Annotated in this window: 16 protein-coding genes, 1 tRNA gene and 1 other RNA gene; 8 read left to right on the plus strand and 10 right to left on the minus strand. The window is 43.4% G+C overall.

From position 1 onward, the window contains the following. Positions 1 to 102: 102 nt before the first annotated feature. Positions 103 to 591: a hypothetical protein gene (locus F995_RS05130; protein WP_004645760.1), complete on the minus strand. Its 489-nt coding sequence runs from the start codon at positions 589 to 591 to the stop codon at positions 103 to 105. A 308-nt stretch (positions 592 to 899) separates the two neighbouring features. On the opposite strand from F995_RS05130, the gene carA reads away from it, so the two are divergent. The 3 genes from carA (at position 900) to greA (ending at position 5,851) form a co-directional block, all read left to right on the plus strand. Beyond that, positions 900 to 2,039, plus strand: coding sequence for a glutamine-hydrolyzing carbamoyl-phosphate synthase small subunit (carA, locus tag F995_RS05135; RefSeq protein ID WP_004645762.1), 1,140 nt, complete (start codon positions 900 to 902; stop codon positions 2,037 to 2,039). A 13-nt stretch (positions 2,040 to 2,052) separates the two neighbouring features. Further along, a complete protein-coding gene (carB, locus tag F995_RS05140; RefSeq protein ID WP_004645763.1) occupies positions 2,053 to 5,283 on the plus strand; it encodes a carbamoyl-phosphate synthase large subunit in 3,231 nt (1,076 codons plus the stop codon). Between the two features lie 91 nt (positions 5,284 to 5,374). Beyond that, the gene (gene greA / locus F995_RS05145; protein WP_004645764.1) at positions 5,375 to 5,851 is read left to right on the plus strand and encodes a transcription elongation factor GreA; all 477 of its coding nucleotides are present in this window, start codon (positions 5,375 to 5,377) and stop codon (positions 5,849 to 5,851) included. A 72-nt stretch (positions 5,852 to 5,923) separates the two neighbouring features. On the opposite strand, the gene F995_RS05150 is transcribed toward greA, so the two are convergent. Further along, positions 5,924 to 6,517 carry a TetR/AcrR family transcriptional regulator gene (locus F995_RS05150; RefSeq protein ID WP_004645766.1) on the minus strand — a complete coding sequence of 198 codons (594 nt, stop codon included), beginning with the start codon at positions 6,515 to 6,517 and terminating at the stop codon, positions 5,924 to 5,926. A 136-nt stretch (positions 6,518 to 6,653) separates the two neighbouring features. Between F995_RS05150 and F995_RS05155 the strand changes: the two genes are divergently transcribed. Both F995_RS05155 and F995_RS05160 read left to right on the plus strand, forming a co-directional pair. After that, complete coding sequence (locus F995_RS05155) at positions 6,654 to 7,058, plus strand: RidA family protein (protein ID WP_004280579.1); 405 nt, start codon at positions 6,654 to 6,656, stop codon at positions 7,056 to 7,058. A 101-nt stretch (positions 7,059 to 7,159) separates the two neighbouring features. Continuing rightward, positions 7,160 to 7,786, plus strand: a complete 627-nt coding sequence (locus F995_RS05160) for a CatB-related O-acetyltransferase (RefSeq protein WP_004645767.1) — start codon at positions 7,160 to 7,162, stop codon at positions 7,784 to 7,786. Here the strand turns inward: F995_RS05160 and F995_RS05165 are convergent. The 5 genes from F995_RS05165 to coaD all read right to left on the minus strand — a co-directional run bounded on the left by F995_RS05165 (position 7,783) and on the right by coaD (position 10,620). Next, complete coding sequence (locus F995_RS05165; RefSeq protein WP_034605851.1) at positions 7,783 to 9,210, minus strand: KAP family P-loop NTPase fold protein; 1,428 nt, start codon at positions 9,208 to 9,210, stop codon at positions 7,783 to 7,785. The two genes, F995_RS05160 and F995_RS05165, sit on opposite strands and share 4 nt — an antisense overlap. 100 nt (positions 9,211 to 9,310) lie before the next feature. Then, positions 9,311 to 9,387, minus strand: a tRNA-Met gene (locus F995_RS05170). A gap of 72 nt (positions 9,388 to 9,459) precedes the next feature. After that, positions 9,460 to 9,837: RNase P RNA component class A (gene rnpB / locus F995_RS16170), an RNA gene on the minus strand. 26 nt (positions 9,838 to 9,863) lie between these two features. After that, positions 9,864 to 10,127 (minus strand): YfhL family 4Fe-4S dicluster ferredoxin, encoded by a 264-nt coding sequence (locus F995_RS05175; protein ID WP_004280584.1) that lies wholly within the window; start codon positions 10,125 to 10,127, stop codon positions 9,864 to 9,866. A gap of 1 nt (position 10,128) precedes the next feature. After that, positions 10,129 to 10,620, minus strand: a complete 492-nt coding sequence (gene coaD, locus F995_RS05180) for a pantetheine-phosphate adenylyltransferase (RefSeq protein ID WP_004645770.1) — start codon at positions 10,618 to 10,620, stop codon at positions 10,129 to 10,131. A gap of 139 nt (positions 10,621 to 10,759) precedes the next feature. Between coaD and smpB the strand changes: the two genes are divergently transcribed. Next, the gene (gene smpB, locus F995_RS05185) at positions 10,760 to 11,239 is read left to right on the plus strand and encodes an SsrA-binding protein SmpB (RefSeq protein ID WP_004280586.1); all 480 of its coding nucleotides are present in this window, start codon (positions 10,760 to 10,762) and stop codon (positions 11,237 to 11,239) included. Positions 11,240 to 11,294: 55 nt separating this feature from the next. Here the strand turns inward: smpB and F995_RS05190 are convergent, their stop codons facing one another. The 3 genes from F995_RS05190 to rluD are packed head-to-tail and all read right to left on the minus strand — an operon-like array spanning position 11,295 to position 13,724. Continuing rightward, positions 11,295 to 11,855, minus strand: a complete 561-nt coding sequence (locus tag F995_RS05190) for a flavodoxin family protein (RefSeq protein WP_004645771.1) — start codon at positions 11,853 to 11,855, stop codon at positions 11,295 to 11,297. Between the two features lie 40 nt (positions 11,856 to 11,895). Continuing rightward, positions 11,896 to 12,636 (minus strand): peptidoglycan editing factor PgeF, encoded by a 741-nt coding sequence (pgeF, locus tag F995_RS05195; RefSeq protein WP_004645772.1) that lies wholly within the window; start codon positions 12,634 to 12,636, stop codon positions 11,896 to 11,898. 35 nt (positions 12,637 to 12,671) lie between these two features. Further along, positions 12,672 to 13,724: a 23S rRNA pseudouridine(1911/1915/1917) synthase RluD gene (gene rluD, locus F995_RS05200; RefSeq protein ID WP_004645774.1), complete on the minus strand. Its 1,053-nt coding sequence runs from the start codon at positions 13,722 to 13,724 to the stop codon at positions 12,672 to 12,674. Positions 13,725 to 13,795: 71 nt separating this feature from the next. On the opposite strand from rluD, the gene F995_RS05205 reads away from it, so the two are divergent. Together F995_RS05205 and F995_RS05210 are read left to right on the plus strand one after the other, a co-directional pair. Further along, the gene (locus tag F995_RS05205) at positions 13,796 to 14,761 is read left to right on the plus strand and encodes an outer membrane protein assembly factor BamD (protein WP_004645775.1); all 966 of its coding nucleotides are present in this window, start codon (positions 13,796 to 13,798) and stop codon (positions 14,759 to 14,761) included. Positions 14,762 to 14,986: 225 nt separating this feature from the next. Further along, positions 14,987 to 16,909 (plus strand): DNA primase, encoded by a 1,923-nt coding sequence (locus tag F995_RS05210; protein WP_004645776.1) that lies wholly within the window; start codon positions 14,987 to 14,989, stop codon positions 16,907 to 16,909. The last annotated feature ends 67 nt before the right edge of the window (positions 16,910 to 16,976 follow it).

The raw sequence follows: 16,976 nt of genomic DNA on the forward strand, positions 1-16,976 counted from the left end.
CGTGACCCCCTTTAATTGTTATTGTGAGTCCGTTTTGCTGCATAAAGACAAAGGAGAACATTTGATTGTTCTCCTTTTTAAATAGCGGCCTTTCAGCGCAGCCTAACTTTTCAGCCCAAGACTTTTGTCTGAGCTCTCTGTTTTCACCACGGGTTTGACTTTTTTCAGTACTTCAATGGTACTGTCCTTAGAACGTTTAAAAGTATCGGTCAGATGTTCCTTATGCTTGGTCGAAATCTGACTGACATCCTCTTTCAACTCTTTACCCAGATTGGATAAGTCTTCGAAGACAGCGTTGAATTCTGTCTTGATAAAGCTTTTCAGTTCAGTTAATTCTTTCTGCGAACCGAAAATCTGCTCCTTCAAAGTATCAATACGCTGTAACACCTCCTGCTTAAATTGACGCAATTGTTCCTGCACAGTGTCGCTTAACTGCTTGGCTTCAACTTCAAGCTTTTCCTTACTTTCCTCGATGGTTCCAATTGCCTGATCTTTAGCCTCGACTGCTACTTTTTCAAGCTTCTCGGCAGTTTCAGTTACCACGCTCGGAGTGATTTTTTTAGATGTAGTAGATTTAGGTGCTATAGCCATTTGTCTTGTTCCTATTGTTATATCGACTAAGCTATATTAGTAGATTTGATAAAAATTAAGATTTGATTTGTCTGACAATTATTAATTGCTTACATTTTTTCACATTGCTTACAAAACAGACTTCCATGCAAAAAGCAAGCCATTTATCTCATACTTTCGCTGCAAAGCCGTTGGACTTTAGGGGTCATTCTGCGTATAATGCCGTGTTAAGTTCAAGCGAGCAGACATAGGAGGGTAGGTTTAAAAAATAGCCTTCCTTTTTTTTCGTCTTCTCGCTTTTTTACAGCCTAAATTTCAGGAGCTTTGGTTTGAGCACCCCAGCAATTTTAGCCCTTGCCGACGGAACTATCTTTAAAGGTACTTCGATTGGCGCATCGGGTAGTACGACTGGTGAAGTCGTTTTCAACACTGCCATGACTGGCTATCAAGAAATTTTGACTGACCCGAGTTATGCACAGCAACTTGTGACACTGACTTACCCACATATCGGTAACACAGGCTGTAATGAAGAAGACACTGAATCAGGTCGTATTCATAAGGTTTGGGCGAACGGATTGATCATTCGTGACCTGCCTTTACTGCACAGTAACTTCCGTTCAACCCAATCATTAGCTGAATATTTGGTACAACACAATGTTGTGGCAATTGCGGATATCGACACGCGTAAACTGACACGTATCTTACGTGACAAAGGTGCGCAAAATGGCTGTATCCTTGCTGGCGAAAATATCACTGAAGCTGAAGCGCTTGAAAAAGCACGTGCATTTAGTGGTTTAAACGGTTTAGACCTGGCAAAAGAATGTTGCGACCCTGAAGGTTTTGAATGGACTGAAGGCTCTTGGACATTAGGCAAAGGTTTCTCTCAACCAGAAGCTAAATTCCATGTTGTTGCATACGATTACGGTGTCAAAACCAACATCTTACGTATGCTCGCAGACCGCGGTTGTAAACTGACTGTTGTGCCGGCGCAAACTCCTGCTGCTGATGTACTTGCACTGAATCCAGATGGCGTGTTCCTTTCGAACGGCCCTGGCGATCCGGCTGCATGTGACTACGCAATTGAAGCTGTAAAAACAATTGTAGAAACTACTGAAATTCCAGTATTTGGTATCTGTCTGGGTCACCAGATTCTTGCGCTTGCAAGTGGTGCTAAAACTTTAAAAATGCCTCACGGCCACCACGGTGCTAACCATCCTGTACAAAATCTAGATAATGGTACAGTGATGATTACTTCTCAAAACCATGGCTTCGCAGTCGATGAAAGCAATCTGCCTGATGTGTTGCGTGTAACGCATCGCTCACTGTTTGATGGCACCAACCAAGGTATTCATCGTACAGACAAACCTGCGTTCAGCTTCCAGGGTCACCCTGAAGCCAGCCCGGGTCCACATGACTGCGCACCATTGTTCGATCATTTCATCGAACTTATCGAAGCATCTAAGAAGTAATTAAGGAAGCATCATGGCTAAACGTACTGACATTAAAAGCATCTTGATTATTGGTGCTGGTCCGATTGTCATCGGTCAAGCATGTGAGTTTGACTACTCAGGTGCTCAAGCATGTAAAGCCCTTCGTGAAGAAGGCTACCGCGTTATTTTGGTCAACTCGAACCCAGCGACCATCATGACCGACCCAACCATGGCAGATGCAACTTATATTGAGCCAATTACTTGGCAAACTGTTGCAGCAATTATTGAGAAAGAACGCCCAGACGCTGTTCTTCCGACCATGGGTGGTCAAACTGCATTGAACTGTGCCCTTGCCCTCGATGAGCACGGCATTTTAGAAAAATACAATGTTGAATTGATCGGTGCGACCAAAGAAGCAATTGAAAAAGCCGAAGACCGTAAACTGTTTGATCAGGCAATGCGTAAAATTGGTCTTGAATGTCCAAAAGCTGACGTTGCTGAGTCAATGGAACATGCTTTAGAAATTCAAGCACGTTTCGGCTTCCCAGTGATTATCCGTCCATCATTCACGATGGGTGGTTCAGGTGGCGGTATCGCGTACAACAAAGAAGAATTCATTGAAATCTGTGAACGCGGTTTCGATCTTTCTCCAACCAAACAGTTATTGATTGATGAATCTTTAATTGGCTGGAAAGAATACGAGATGGAAGTTGTTCGTGACAAAAACGACAACTGTATCATTGTATGTACCATTGAAAACTTTGACCCAATGGGCGTGCATACAGGTGACTCAATCACTGTTGCCCCTGCTCAAACGCTTACAGATAAAGAATTCCAACTTTTACGTAATGCATCTTTAGCTGTACTACGTGAAATTGGCGTAGAAACAGGTGGTTCTAACGTACAGTTCGGTATTTGCCCAAATACGGGTCGTATGGTTGTAATCGAGATGAACCCACGTGTATCACGTTCATCTGCACTTGCTTCTAAAGCAACTGGTTTCCCGATTGCGAAAATCGCTGCGAAACTGGCTGTAGGTTACACCCTTGATGAACTGAAAAACGACATCACTGGCGGTACAACACCTGCATCGTTTGAACCTGCGATTGACTACGTAGTTACTAAGATTCCTCGTTTTAACTTCGAGAAATTCCCACAAGCTGATGCGACTTTAACCACACAGATGAAATCTGTCGGTGAAGTGATGGCGATTGGCCGTAACTTCCAGGAATCTGTACAAAAAGCCCTTCGTGGTCTTGAAGTGGGTGCTTCTGGTTTTGACGAAAAAGTTGAAGTGGGTGCTGAAGGCGCGCGCGACAAAATCTTGCAAGAACTTAAAGTGCCAGGTCCAGAGCGTATCTGGTACGTGGGCGACGCATTCCGTCACGGCTTTACTTTAGACGAAGTATTCGCTGCAACGAACATTGACCGCTGGTTCTTGATTCAAATCGAAGACATCATTAAAACTGAAAACCAAATCAAAACTTTAGGTTTTGGCGACTTGAATGCGGATAACATCCGTGGATTCAAACGCAAAGGTTTATCAGATCTTCGCATTGCGGACTTGATGGGCATTTCACAAAAGCAATTCCGTAAACATCGTTGGAGCCTGGGCGTAACTCCAGTTTACAAACGTGTCGATACATGTGCTGCAGAATTCGAATCTGATACAGCTTACATGTACTCAACTTACGATGAAGAATGTGAAGCAAATCCATCGAACAAAGACAAGATCATGGTGATCGGCGGTGGCCCTAACCGTATCGGTCAAGGTATCGAGTTCGATTACTGCTGTGTACACGCTGCCCTGGCTATGCGTGAAGACGGCTATGAAACGATCATGGTAAACTGTAACCCTGAAACAGTTTCAACGGATTACGACACATCAGATCGTTTGTACTTCGAACCAATCACTTTAGAAGACGTTTTAGAAATCGTACGTATCGAGAAGCCGAAAGGCATTATCGTTCAGTACGGTGGTCAAACACCTTTGAAATTGGCTCGTGCTCTAGAAGAAGCCGGTGCGCCAATTATCGGTACATCACCTGATGCGATTGACCGTGCAGAAGACCGTGAACGTTTCCAGCAAATGATTCAACGTCTGCAACTTCGTCAACCGAACAACAGCATTGTAAAATCTGCTGAAGAAGGTATGGCTGAAGCATCTAAAGTCGGCTACCCGCTTGTAGTACGTCCTTCTTACGTCCTTGGTGGTCGTGCGATGGAAATCGTGTACAACGATGAAGAACTTAAACGCTACTTACGTGATGCAGTTCAAGCATCAAACGAAGCGCCTGTTCTTCTTGACCGTTTCTTAGATGATGCGATCGAAGTTGACGTGGACTGCGTATCTGACGGTAAAGACGTTGTGATTGGCGGCATCATGCAGCACATTGAACAAGCGGGTATTCACTCAGGTGACTCGGCATGTTCGATTCCTCCTTACTCTCTATCTAAAGAGATTCAGGACGAAATGCGTCGTCAAACCGTGGCTATGGCAAAAGAGCTTGGCGTGATCGGTTTGATGAACGTTCAGTTTGCGGTTAAAGGCGAAGACGTTTACATCCTGGAAGTGAACCCACGTGCATCTCGTACTGTGCCATTCGTTTCTAAGTGTATCGGCGAATCTTTAGCGAAAGTTGCTGCACGTTGCATGGCTGGTCAATCTCTTGAGTCGCAAGGCTTCACAACTGAGATTATTCCTGAACACTTCTCTGTCAAAGAAGCCGTGTTCCCGTTCAACAAATTCCCTGGTGTTGACCCGATCCTTGGCCCTGAGATGAAATCGACTGGCGAAGTGATGGGCGTTGGTAAAACATTTGGTGAAGCGTTCTATAAAGCTGTTTTAGGTGCAAATGAGCGTTTACCAGGTCTTCCAACTGAAGGTGAAGTCAAACACGCATTTATCTCTGTACGTGACTCAGACAAACCACGTGCGGCGGGTATTGCAAAACAATTGATTGACCTAGGCTTCAAGATTCTTGCAACTGATGGTACATTTAAAGTGATTAGCGATGCTGGTCTTGAATGTGAACGTGTCAATAAAGTGACTGAAGGTCGTCCTAACATTGTGGACCGTATTAAAAACGGCGAAATCCACCTTGTGATTAACACGACTGAAGGCAAAAAGGCACAAGAAGACTCATTCTCGATCCGTCGTTCAGCACTTCAAGGTAAAGTGTATAACACAACTACATTGAATGGTGCGGATGCAGTATGCCAAGCTTTAGCAATTAAATTGCCAATGGATGTATATCGTTTGCAAGACCTAACTAAAGGTTAATTCGCTTCCAAGAAGTCCCGCTACCTTCTTGGTGGCGGGCTTTTTTTTATTTATAGATTTTATATCTTTCAACTGACTTTTGAGGGACAACATGCAACGTTATCCTATGACACCTGAAGGCAAAATTGCCTTAGAGAAAGAATTACACCAACTGAAAACAGTGGATCGCCCACGTATTACAGCTTCAATTGCAGAAGCGCGTGAACACGGCGACTTAAAAGAAAATGCGGAATACCATGCAGCACGTGAACAGCAAGGCTTCTGCGAAGGCCGTATTCAGGACATCGAAGGCAAACTGGGTGCAGCTCAGGTGATCGATGTCAAAGAACTTGAACAGAATGGTCGTGTAGTTTTTGGTGTGACTGTCACGATTGAAAATCTGGATACTGAAGAACAGAAAACCTATAAAATTGTAGGCGATGACGAAGCAGACTTTAAGATCAACAAGATCTCAGTGAACTCGCCGATTGCACGTGGTCTTTTGGGCAAAAACGAAGGCGATGATGTGAAAATCAATACACCAAATGGTGAAGTTGAATACGAAATTGTGAAAGTTGAATATCTTTAAAATTTAAAGCTATTTAATTTAAAGCCCCTCGATTGAGGGGTTTTTTACCTTTATCCGCTTCCTACAAACGGATTAACTCTGTGCTTCTTTTAAAAACCCCGATGCAAATAAATTAAATGCATATAAGGCCTCAGTGAGTACCTGCTCAGGATGTTCGCTAGAAGCCACCCAGAGTGCTGCATTCATTGCAGCACCATTTAAAAATACCGCAGCAGCTTCCGGATCAACTGTTTTAATTCGATCTGCTACCAATAATTGCTCAACACATTCACGCGTGGACTGCAAACATCTGTTTTGACTTGGCCAATGTGCAGGATCACCCAGCACAGCCGGTCCATCACGCAACACAATGCGTTGGAATTCCGGATTTAAGGCATTTTGAATATAGGTCCGCCCTTCTAGCATCAAACCATCCCAAAGATCATCAGGCTGCTCCAGATGCTGCTGGGCAGATGAAGCCATTTCCGAATCGATTTGATCAACTACCGCAGCAAATAAGCCTTTTTTATCACCAAAATGATGATACAGCGCACCACGGGTCAATCCTGCTTCTGCCGTGAGCTTATCCATTGAAGTGCCAGCATAGCCATATGCTGCAAATGCACGGCGTGCCACTTCAATTAATTTCTTGCGGGTTTCCGCCATCTTTTGTTCACGAACAGACATGAATTACTTTACCTCATCATCATAAAAATTTTAATTGACATACGGACCGTATGTCAATTATGTTTACATACGAAGCGTATGTGAGAGTCAAGTTGCTTTCACTCACTGATAAATTAGATATTGAATGAGAATAGACATGACTAGAACTGCGATATTTCCCCAAGACCGCCATGCCCTCTATGAACAGCATGGTTATTCTGCTGCGATCAAATCGGAAGACTTACTTTTTGTTTCTGGTCAGGTCGGTAGCCGTGAAGATGGTTCTCCTGAACCAGATTTCGAGAAACAGGTAGAACAGGCTTTTAAAAACTTAGCTGCAACTTTGGCAGCGGCTGGTTGTACTTTCGATGATATTGTTGATGTCACCACATTTCACACTGACCCAGAGCAGCAATTTGAAAGCATCATGAAAGTTAAAAATCAGGTGTTTACGCAAAAGCCTTATCCTAATTGGACAGCTGTAGGTGTCACGTGGTTAGCAGGTTTTGATTTTGAAATTAAGGTGATTGCTCGTATTCCTCCAGCATCGACCACAGCTTAATCATTGTTTTATGCGTGCGCGAATGTCTTTTAGATATTATTCAGCAAGTTTAAACCCCGATTAGGTATAATTTCTTATTCACTATTTTTTGTATCTCCCTTATGTCCGAAAAGTTAATTAATTCGCCTGTAAACCACTGGTGTGAATTCGAATTCATCTCCAAAACTGTGAAGAATCCGAATATTCATATCAAGGGGAATTATTCTTACTATTCGGCCTATTGGGATCAGGGCTTTGAGCGTTGTGTGGTGCGTTATTTACATGACAAGCCGGCCACGCCCGAGAAGCCGATTGACCAGCTCCATATCGGTAATTTTGTCTGTTTTGGCGCAGAATGCGTGATTATGATGGGTGGCAACCAATTACACCGTACGGACTGGATTTCAGCGTTTCCGTTCGATACACGCAGTTTTGTGCCTGCGGGTGATACCGTGATTGGCGATGGTTGTTGGATTGGCTCGCGCGCCATGATTATGCAAGGCGTAACACTGGGTGAAGGCGCTGTGGTGGCAACCGGTGCTGTCGTCACCAAAGATGTACCGCCTTATGCAGTCGTTGGTGGTGTTCCTGCCAAAATTATTAAATATCGCTTTCCCAAGGAAGATATAGAAAAACTGCTTTCACTTAAGCTCTATGACTTAGATGAAAAGCAGTTTTTAAAAATGCGTGAGCAGTTGCAGACGGATGATATAGGAAGCTTATTATCTTACTTTAAGGATAAGAATTAAATGCCACGTTTGATATAATTTTCCCAATCTGATGAAAAATTACATGAGTTTGTATATTCTGAAATAGCAAATTTTACTAACCCTCCTCTCAAATATTGTTCTTTTGTAGATTTATCTTGTGAGCGAGCTGAGTCATGAAAAGCAGCGATCATCGTGTTTAATAAAGGATTACTGATCAAAAATTCTTTTTGCATAATTATTCTATACCATTCACTATTTGTTATTTCATCATAATTACCATTCCAGGTTGAAATCCCATGTTTTCGTGCAAATTGGTATACATCACCCCTTGAGCTTTTGATTAAGTTTTGAGAAACCTCTTCTACAAAGGATTTAAAATTATTTGCTGAAATTGAACCAAATAGGAAAGTTATTAATACCAAGTTTTTATGATCAGTATCTGCTCTTAATAATGCATATTGATTAATCTTTTTTATTAATTCTCGACTATTCATTTTTACATGTAACTGTAAATAAAGTGCCCAATAATACAATTCACTAAATTCATCTATAGACTTTAATTCACCTATTTTAAATAGCTGATCTCTTATAATAAGTTCAAAATTCTCACTTTCTTTTGCCTGCTTTAAATGGATTGTAAAGTCAACAAATTTATCTAAATATGCCTCTCCTAAAGTTTCATCATAACCATAGTTATGACATACGACTTTTGAAAATTGAACCTTATCCATTACTAAAACAAAAACAATATTCTTGATATCAAAAAAATGTTTAATTCGCTCAATTAATCGAATTGAAAAATCAGGACGACACCGGTCTAATTCATCAATGATAAAAACTAAAGGCTTATCTAATTTTTCTACAGTCTCAGCTAAATGCTTTTTGAACTCTATTAAAGTTTTCTTTTCAGCTTCATGAGTAGCTATCTTTTCTTGAATACTTTCTTTGATTCTCTCACTTGCTTCATCAGATAATGTATCAATCTCATCTTTGGCATTTTCATAGCTTTGCTGAAGTGCTCTACTTAAAAAACCTGCTCCAACCAAGTGTAATCCTAGAGTCAAAGCAATTTTAGGTAAAGATGGCAATAAAGCAGTTCCTACAGATGCAGACAATTCAATCAATTTTTTAACTTTTCTTTTCGTTCTTTTATCCTGATTTAAAATATTCGTAATTTCAGAACTAATAACTAAAAAAGGATCATCTAAATAATCATTCGCAAAAGCATCCAAATAAATAACATTATGGTCTGTATCACTTAAGTATTTAGCCCAATGACGAACAAACCACGTTTTTCCTTCTCCCCAACGTGCATCCAATGCTAAAACAGCACCACATTGTAAACGATCAACATATCCTGTTAATTGTTCCCCTAAACGTTTACGATCCCATAAATCCCCCTCCCAAGCTTCTTTAATATTTTCAAAATTATCTTTTTGCCAATTTATTTGATCTATAGTCATTTTATTAAATTTCATTCGTTTACAATTCATTCATTATAGTCATTTTAATTTTTACAGCCATAAAAAAACCCACTCAATCGGAGTGGGTTTTTTCAGAATATGGTGGCTATGACGAGACTTGAACTTGTGACCCCCGCATTATGAGTGCGGTGCTCTAACCAACTGAGCTACATAGCCTTAAACTGTGCGCGCATTATGGGATTTTATGTAAATCACGTCAACCCCATATTGTGCTGTTTGATCAAAATTTGTTGAAGTGAGCCGATAAGCCGGGTTCTGTCGTGAACGATCATTCCTCTAGGCGCACAATCACTCATGCGCTCAAGCGACCTACCCGAATCCAGCATGGGCCATGCCTAATGGATTCCTATTTGGTCTTGCTTCCGGTGGGGTTTACCTCGCCATGAACTGTTACCAGCCATGCGGTGCGCTCTTACCGCACCCTTTCACCCTTACCTCCGATTCCGATTGCTCGAAACCATAATGAAGGCGGTCTTCTCTCTGCTGCACTTGCCGTCGGTTTACACCGCCCAGGCGTTACCTGGCACCTTGCCCTATGAAGCCCGGACTTTCCTCCCCTGCTTCAATCACGGAGATCTCCACAGCAGCGATCGTCTGGCTCACTTCGAGCGGCATAGTATCAAATATCGAGACTAATTGCTTGATGTTTTTTGAGCAGTCAGTTTTTCGTACTTGGCTTGCAGCTGTTCCTGCGTTTCGACATGATTCGGATCCAGTGGAATACAATCTACCGGACAGAACAATTGACACTGCGGTTGATCATGATGTCCGACGCACTCTGTACACAAATCTGGATGAATCTCATAAATGAGTTCACCCATATAGATTGCCTCATTCGGGCATACAGGTTCACAGACATCACAATTAATGCATTCATCGGTGATATATAAAGACACGCTACCAACCTTGTTGAAGTTTACGCTCGAAGGCATCGACCACGTTTGGTGGCACAAACTTGGTCACATCACCTCTTAATCGAGCAATTTCACGCACCAAAGTGGATGAAATAAAAGAATATTGCTCTGAAGGGGTTAAAAATACCGCTTCAAAGTGGGAGTCCAGCTGACGGTTCATATTGGCCAGCTGAAATTCGTACTCAAAATCAGACACTGCACGCAAACCACGCAATACAGCAGTCGCCTTTTGCTCACGGAAAAAATTGACCAGCAAACCGTCAAAACCTACAAATTCAACATTGTCCAAATGACTCAATGACTCTTTTGCCAATGCGACACGCTCTTCCAGACTAAATACCGGATTTTTATGATGACCGATGGCAATCGCTACCACAACTTCATCAAACATTCGCGCTGCGCGGGTTACCAAATCAATATGTCCATTGGTAATTGGATCAAAAGTCCCCGGATAAATCACACGAGTTTTAGACATCCATTTGTACTCTGTTTGTTATGTAGAATCTTATTTTAGCAAAAACTTGTTTTTTTGGTGAATAATCCTCATTAATTTAAAAAACTTCACCTTATTTCTAGTTGCGGTACAATAGCAGCACGTTTGGAAGTATCAGATTATGGCGAAAGCATCTATTGTAGTAAAAAAAAATAATGGCGGTACCATTGCACTGAATAAACGTGCCCGCCACGATTATTTTATTGAAGAGAAATTTGAAGCGGGGCTTTCATTAAAAGGCTGGGAAGTCAAATCAATGCGCGCTGGTCGCATGACCATTGTAGAAAGTTATATTACCTTTAAAAATGGTGAAGCGTTCTTGTTTGGTGCACAGGTTCAGCCCTTGTTAAGTGCTTCGACCCATGTGGTGCCTGAAGCAACCCGTACCCGCAAACTGTTGCTGAATCGCCGTGAAATTGAAAAGTTGATGGGTGCGATTAACCAGAAAGGTTATTCCTGCGTTCCACTGGCCTGCTACTGGAAAGGTCCACATGCCAAGCTGGAAATTGCTCTGGTCAAAGGTAAGCAGCTTCATGACAAACGTGCCACCGAAAAAGACCGTGACTGGCAACGTGATAAAGCGCGAATTTTCCATAAATAATGGATTAAAAGTTGAATATAAAAAAACCTCCGCATTTGGAGGTTTTTTTATGGTTTTAAGTATGGCTATTTAAACGCGCTAGAGTCAAAGCAATATATTCACCAAACCAGAACGCAGTTTTTAAATCGCCTTCAGGTGGGGTCACTTCTACCGGTGCGTTATCTGACTGGGTCATTAAACCCAAAAAGCTCGACATCCGGTTCAGATCCGTGACGGCACGTCCTGTCGGCATTAATGGCAATCCACTCCACAACATCCCGTGCTGCATGGCAAACAGGTTGATTTGCTGCAGGACCGCCAGCTTGTCACCACTAAGTCCGCCACCATTGGTAAAAGCCGCTGCCAGTTTTCCCTGCCAGCTACGTGCCAGCCAGCGCTTAGAGGATTGCTCCATAAACAGCTTCATGGCAGAGGTCAGGCTACCCATATAGGTCGGACAACCAAAGATAATTGCATCGGCGGCGTCTAGTACATCCCAGTCTATATGTTCGACATTCATCATATGCACCTGAACACCGGTTTCCCGTGCACCATCGGCAATAAAATTTGCCACTTTAGCCGTGTGTCCATAAGGACTGTGATAAACAATCGCAACAGATTTGGAAGATAGGGACATAACGCTCAAAAGCCAAAAAATTCAGTTAAGTTTAACATTTTCATGCCATAAACACGAATGTCGCCATACGCCCTGTTTTTGGTTCACGGCGATAAGAAAAATATTCCTCTGGCTGGCGATAAGAACACTGATCCCCGCCCAATACGGTATTTATGCCGTGTTGCTGCAAGATATAACGCGCAATCGCATACAGGTCGGCATAATATTTACCTGCCTGTACACCGGGCTGAAATGCACTGTCCAGTTCAGGATATTTACTACAAAAAGCAGCTTTTACTTCAGCGCCAATTTCAAAACATGGCTGACTAATGGCCGCCCCGAGCCAGGCCCAGGTCGGCGGAGTTTGCATGGCTGCGATGGTATTTTCGATAATACCTCCTGCGAGTCCCCGCCAACCGGCATGCAGATTGGCAACTTCTGTGCCATCAGCATTTCCCAGTACTACAGGCAAGCAATCTGCAGTCATCATCATTAAAGCATGTGCCTTGCTCTGCGTCACCAGACCATCTCCGACCAGTGCGGTAAATGGCATCTGCTCATTAATGCTATGACAGATGGTGCTATGCGTCTGGGTCATCCAGGTAATTTTATCTACGCCAAACGCAGCGAAATCCTGCAATAAAGCCATACGATGCTGTTGTACCCGTTGCGCATCATCCTGCACATGCAAGGCCAGATTAAAACCTGCAAGCTCAGGCTGTGCTGATGGCTGTACTTTCGCATGGTGAACGCGAGTCTGGCCCACATACACACCTTGTGGAAGTCCTGGTACAAATTGCATCTCGTTTCCTTACGCTGACATTGACTGAGTTAAAATTAATAAGCTTTGTTTTCGGTACGCAGCACTTCCACCAGATTGGCAAAGTCTTCCGGCCACGGCGCTTCAAAGGTCATTTCCTCTTTGGTACGCGGATGGGTCAGACCGAGTTGCACGGCATGCAAGGCCTGACGCTTAAAGCCACGTAAAGTGTCATCTAGTAATTGCGATGCACCTGCTGGCATACGGACACGCGGCATATACACCTGATCACCAACCAAGCCAAAGCCGATATAGCTAAAATGCACACGAATCTGATGAGTACGTCCAGTTTCCAGACGAGCTTGAACACGGGTGAAGTGCTGGAAACGCTCTTTGACGTTGTAATGCGTCACCGCGTCTTTACCGCCCGGAAGTACAGTCATTTTCACACGATCTACCGGATGACGTTTGATGGGTTCATCAATGGTACCGCCAGCAATAATATTGCCGTAAACCACCAGATCATACAGGCGATATACTGATTTTTTCTCAAGCTGTTTGCTGAGAGAAAACTGTGCTTCCAGATTTTTGGCAACGACCAGCAGACCACTGGTGTCTTTATCGATACGATGTACCAGACCTGCACGCGCCAGTTCAGCCGATTTCGGATAGTGATGCAATAAAGCATTCACCAAGGTGCCAGAACTATTGCCAGCGCCCGGATGTACCACCATACCGACTGGTTTGTTGATGACCATAATGTCATCATCTTCATAGATGATATCCAGTGGAATGTCTTCCGGCAGACTGCGCGTTTGCGCTTCAAGCTCAACATTTAAAGTCAGGGTTTCAAAACCATCACTTTTAAATTTCGGCTTAACTGGTTGACCATTCACCAATAAATTGCCATCTTTAATCCATTGCTTTAATTTTTCTCGAGAAAAATCGCTCCAGACCATTGCGGCAATCTGGTCGATCCGTTGCCCGATATAAGTTTCATCCAGTTGAAATTGCAACGATAAACGTGTTGCAGTTGCTTCTGAAGTATGGTTATCTGCATCCTCAGAATCTTCAAGTAAATTGAAATCAGTATCAGGGATATTAGAATTGGAAGATTGTGCTTGACTCATTTGCTCATTCAGACAAAAGTGGTTTAATAGTGCAATTGTAGCTCATTGCCCGTATTAACAGAGGAATTTTTATGTCGCTACCACATTATAAAATGACAATGCTTGCTGTGACATTAGGCATTGCATCGGCAATGGTAGGCTGTAGCAGTAATCCAAAAAAAGAAGTCGTGGATAAAGGTCCGGAATCTAGCGAACAGGTTTATATTCAAAAAGCACAGAAAGCGCTAGATCGTAATCAATATACCGATGCAGCAAAACAGTTGGAAGCGCTGGAAACTTATTTCCCGACCAGTCAGTATGCCCCGCAAGCGCAACTGGAACTGTTGTATGTGAAATTCCAGCAAAAAGATTATGAAGGTGCGGTCGCACTGGCAGAGCGTTTTATCCGTCTGAACCCGCAACATCCAAATGTCGACTATGCCTACTATGTACGCGGTGTCTCAAATATGGAACAGAACTATAACGGCCTGCTGCGTTATACCTCGCTGAAACAGTCGCATCGTGATGTCAGCTACCTGAAAGTGGCTTACCAGAATTTTGTTGATTTCATTCGCCGCTATCCATCTAGCACTTATGCAGTGGATGCAGCACAGCGTATGCAGTTTATCGGTCAGGAACTGGCTGAGCATGAAATGAACGCAGCACGTTTCAACATCAAGCGTAAGGCTTATCTGGCAGCAGTTGAACGTGGCTTGTGGGTGATTGAACATTATCCTCAAACTCCGCAGATTCCAGAAGCACTGGCAACGGTTGCTTATGGCTATGCTCAGCTAGGTGATAAAGCGACTTCTCAGCAATATGTGGATGTATTAAAGCTGAATTATCCGAATCTGGTGAAATCAGATGGGACGGTGAATCTGCGTGCAGCGCGTAGTGAAGGCAGCTTCTTTAACCGCGCGACACTGGGTATTTTTGGTAAAGAAGCCAAGACTGTAACCGACACCGATGCACAGTCTGATGCGCCAGAAAATGAAAAGCGCAGCATCACCAATCGCATTTCATTTGGTTTGCTGGATCGTCCTAAAACGGCTGAATAAAGCTAAAGAAGGCCGGCAGCATCAGCAAATAAGACAGCGCTTTACAGGTGCATTTTCCTCAAGGGCAAGGTATCATACTTGCCCTTTTGCGTTGTCTTGCCCAGGCTTGAACAAAACGTGCAAAAGGTATACAAAGGAACTTGAAATATTCAATGTCCAACTAGACTATTTTCATTTTTTCAGTGATTTAGACCTTAGATTCCAGCACGAGAAGCTCAGCAGACCATGGCCATTCCTCAACATACGATTGATCAGATTCTCGATCGCACCGATATTGTCGATGTGATTGGTCAATTCGTAAAACTGAAAAAAACAGGCCGTACCTATTCAGGCTGCTGCCCTTTTCATCAGGAAAAATCACCGTCTTTCCACGTCTATCGTGACAAACAGTATTTTCACTGTTTTGGCTGTCAAGCCAACGGTAATGCCATCCGTTTTTTAATGGACATTGGCAGCCGTAATTTTGTCGAAGTGATGAAAGACCTGTCCAGCCAGACGGGCATCGAACTGCCTAAAGACAATACTGATTCCAATAAATTAAAATATAAACGTGAAGCAGCCAAACCCAAAATCGTGCCTGCTCAAACTGCACCACAAACTCAGCCGCAACAGAATAACGCTCCAACAGAAAATAATAATGCTGCATCTACGGCGAGTTTCGATCCATTTGCAGAGTTTCAGACAGTCGAACAGGATTTTTATGGTGACCCTTTTGCTTCTTTTGAACACCTACCGATGGCGGAAGTTCAGCAAGACGGTAACCTCTACGACCTGCTAGAAAATATCGCGCAGTTCTATGAGCGCCAACTCCCAAATAGCCCGAGTGCCCAGCAATACTTCAAGCAGCGTGGTCTGACTGCAGAGACCATTGCCTATTGGCGCTTAGGCTATGCGCCTGAAGACTGGCAACATCTGGAAAAAGCCTTTCCTCAGGATATTGAGGGCTTAAAACTTTTAGGTCTGATTCGCACCAGCGACAGTGGCCGTGATTTTGACCTGCTGCGTGAACGAGTCATTTTCCCGATCCGTGATACCAAGGGCCGTGTGGTCGGCTTTGGCGGCCGTGCCCTGAATGACGAGATCAAGCCGAAATACATCAACTCGCCAGATTCTGAAGTCTTCCATAAAAACCAGTTGCTGTACGGCCTCTATGAGGGCCGCAAACAGAAAGCCCAAGAATGGCTGATGGTCGAAGGCTATATGGATGTGATTGCGCTTCAGCAATATGGCATTCATGGCGCAGTGGCGACTTTAGGCACAGCGAGTAATACCGACCACCTGAATATTCTGTTCAAGCAGAGCAACCGGCTGACCATTGCCTTTGATGGGGATGCTGCCGGTCAAAAAGCAGCGCGCCGTACCTTGGACATTGCCCTGCCCCTGCTGAATGATGGCCGAGAGCTGAAGTTCTTTGTTTTGCCCGCTGACCATGACCCAGATTCATTGATCCGCCGTGAAGGGATAGAAAACTTCAGACGCTTGCTGGATCAGGCACCGTTGATGTCGGACTTCGTGTTTGCCCATCTGACCCAAAATCAGGATATCACCACCCCAGAAGGCAAGAGTCAGGTTATGGGTGAACTAAAAAATCTGACCGAATTACTGCCCAAACACGGCTCCTTCCGTTATCTGCTGCAGCAATTTTTCCGCGAAAAACTGGGCTTTAATCGTAAATGGCAACCTAAGGTCAATACAGATGCATCTTTAAGCTTTAGTACCAAAATTGATGCTGAAGAATATGTGATTGCGATCTTGATGAATCATCCTTATCTGTATATTCATTTTGAACCACTGCGCGCGCTAGTAGCGGAAGATCAGTTGCTGTTTAAGATTTTGAATATTCTGAATGTGATTTTTGATGACTTGCCGGATGATCCTGAACTGTCGATCTATTATGTGCTCGGTGCCTGCGCAGCCCATCATCATGAACTGCAGCATATTCTGCAGCATGCCAATGTCAGCGATTACACCTCATCGCCGGAACAGGCCGATAAGCTCGCGGCTGATTTTTCCACCAAGCTGCAATATCAGTGTTTAAAAAACAAGATTAAATCCAAGAAATTTAACAGTATTGCAGAAATGAAAAACCTGAAAATGCAGATTTATGAGATTGACCGCAAACGTTCCATGACATTGTTAGAAGACTGATTTTTCAAATTATTGATTCTTTTAAATCAAAGGAGGTCGGTGTTAGCTTACAGTATTATTTACACAC

Origin of the sequence: Acinetobacter sp. CIP A162, assembly GCF_000367905.1 — a bacterium.
Classification (GTDB): domain Bacteria; phylum Pseudomonadota; class Gammaproteobacteria; order Pseudomonadales; family Moraxellaceae; genus Acinetobacter; species Acinetobacter lwoffii.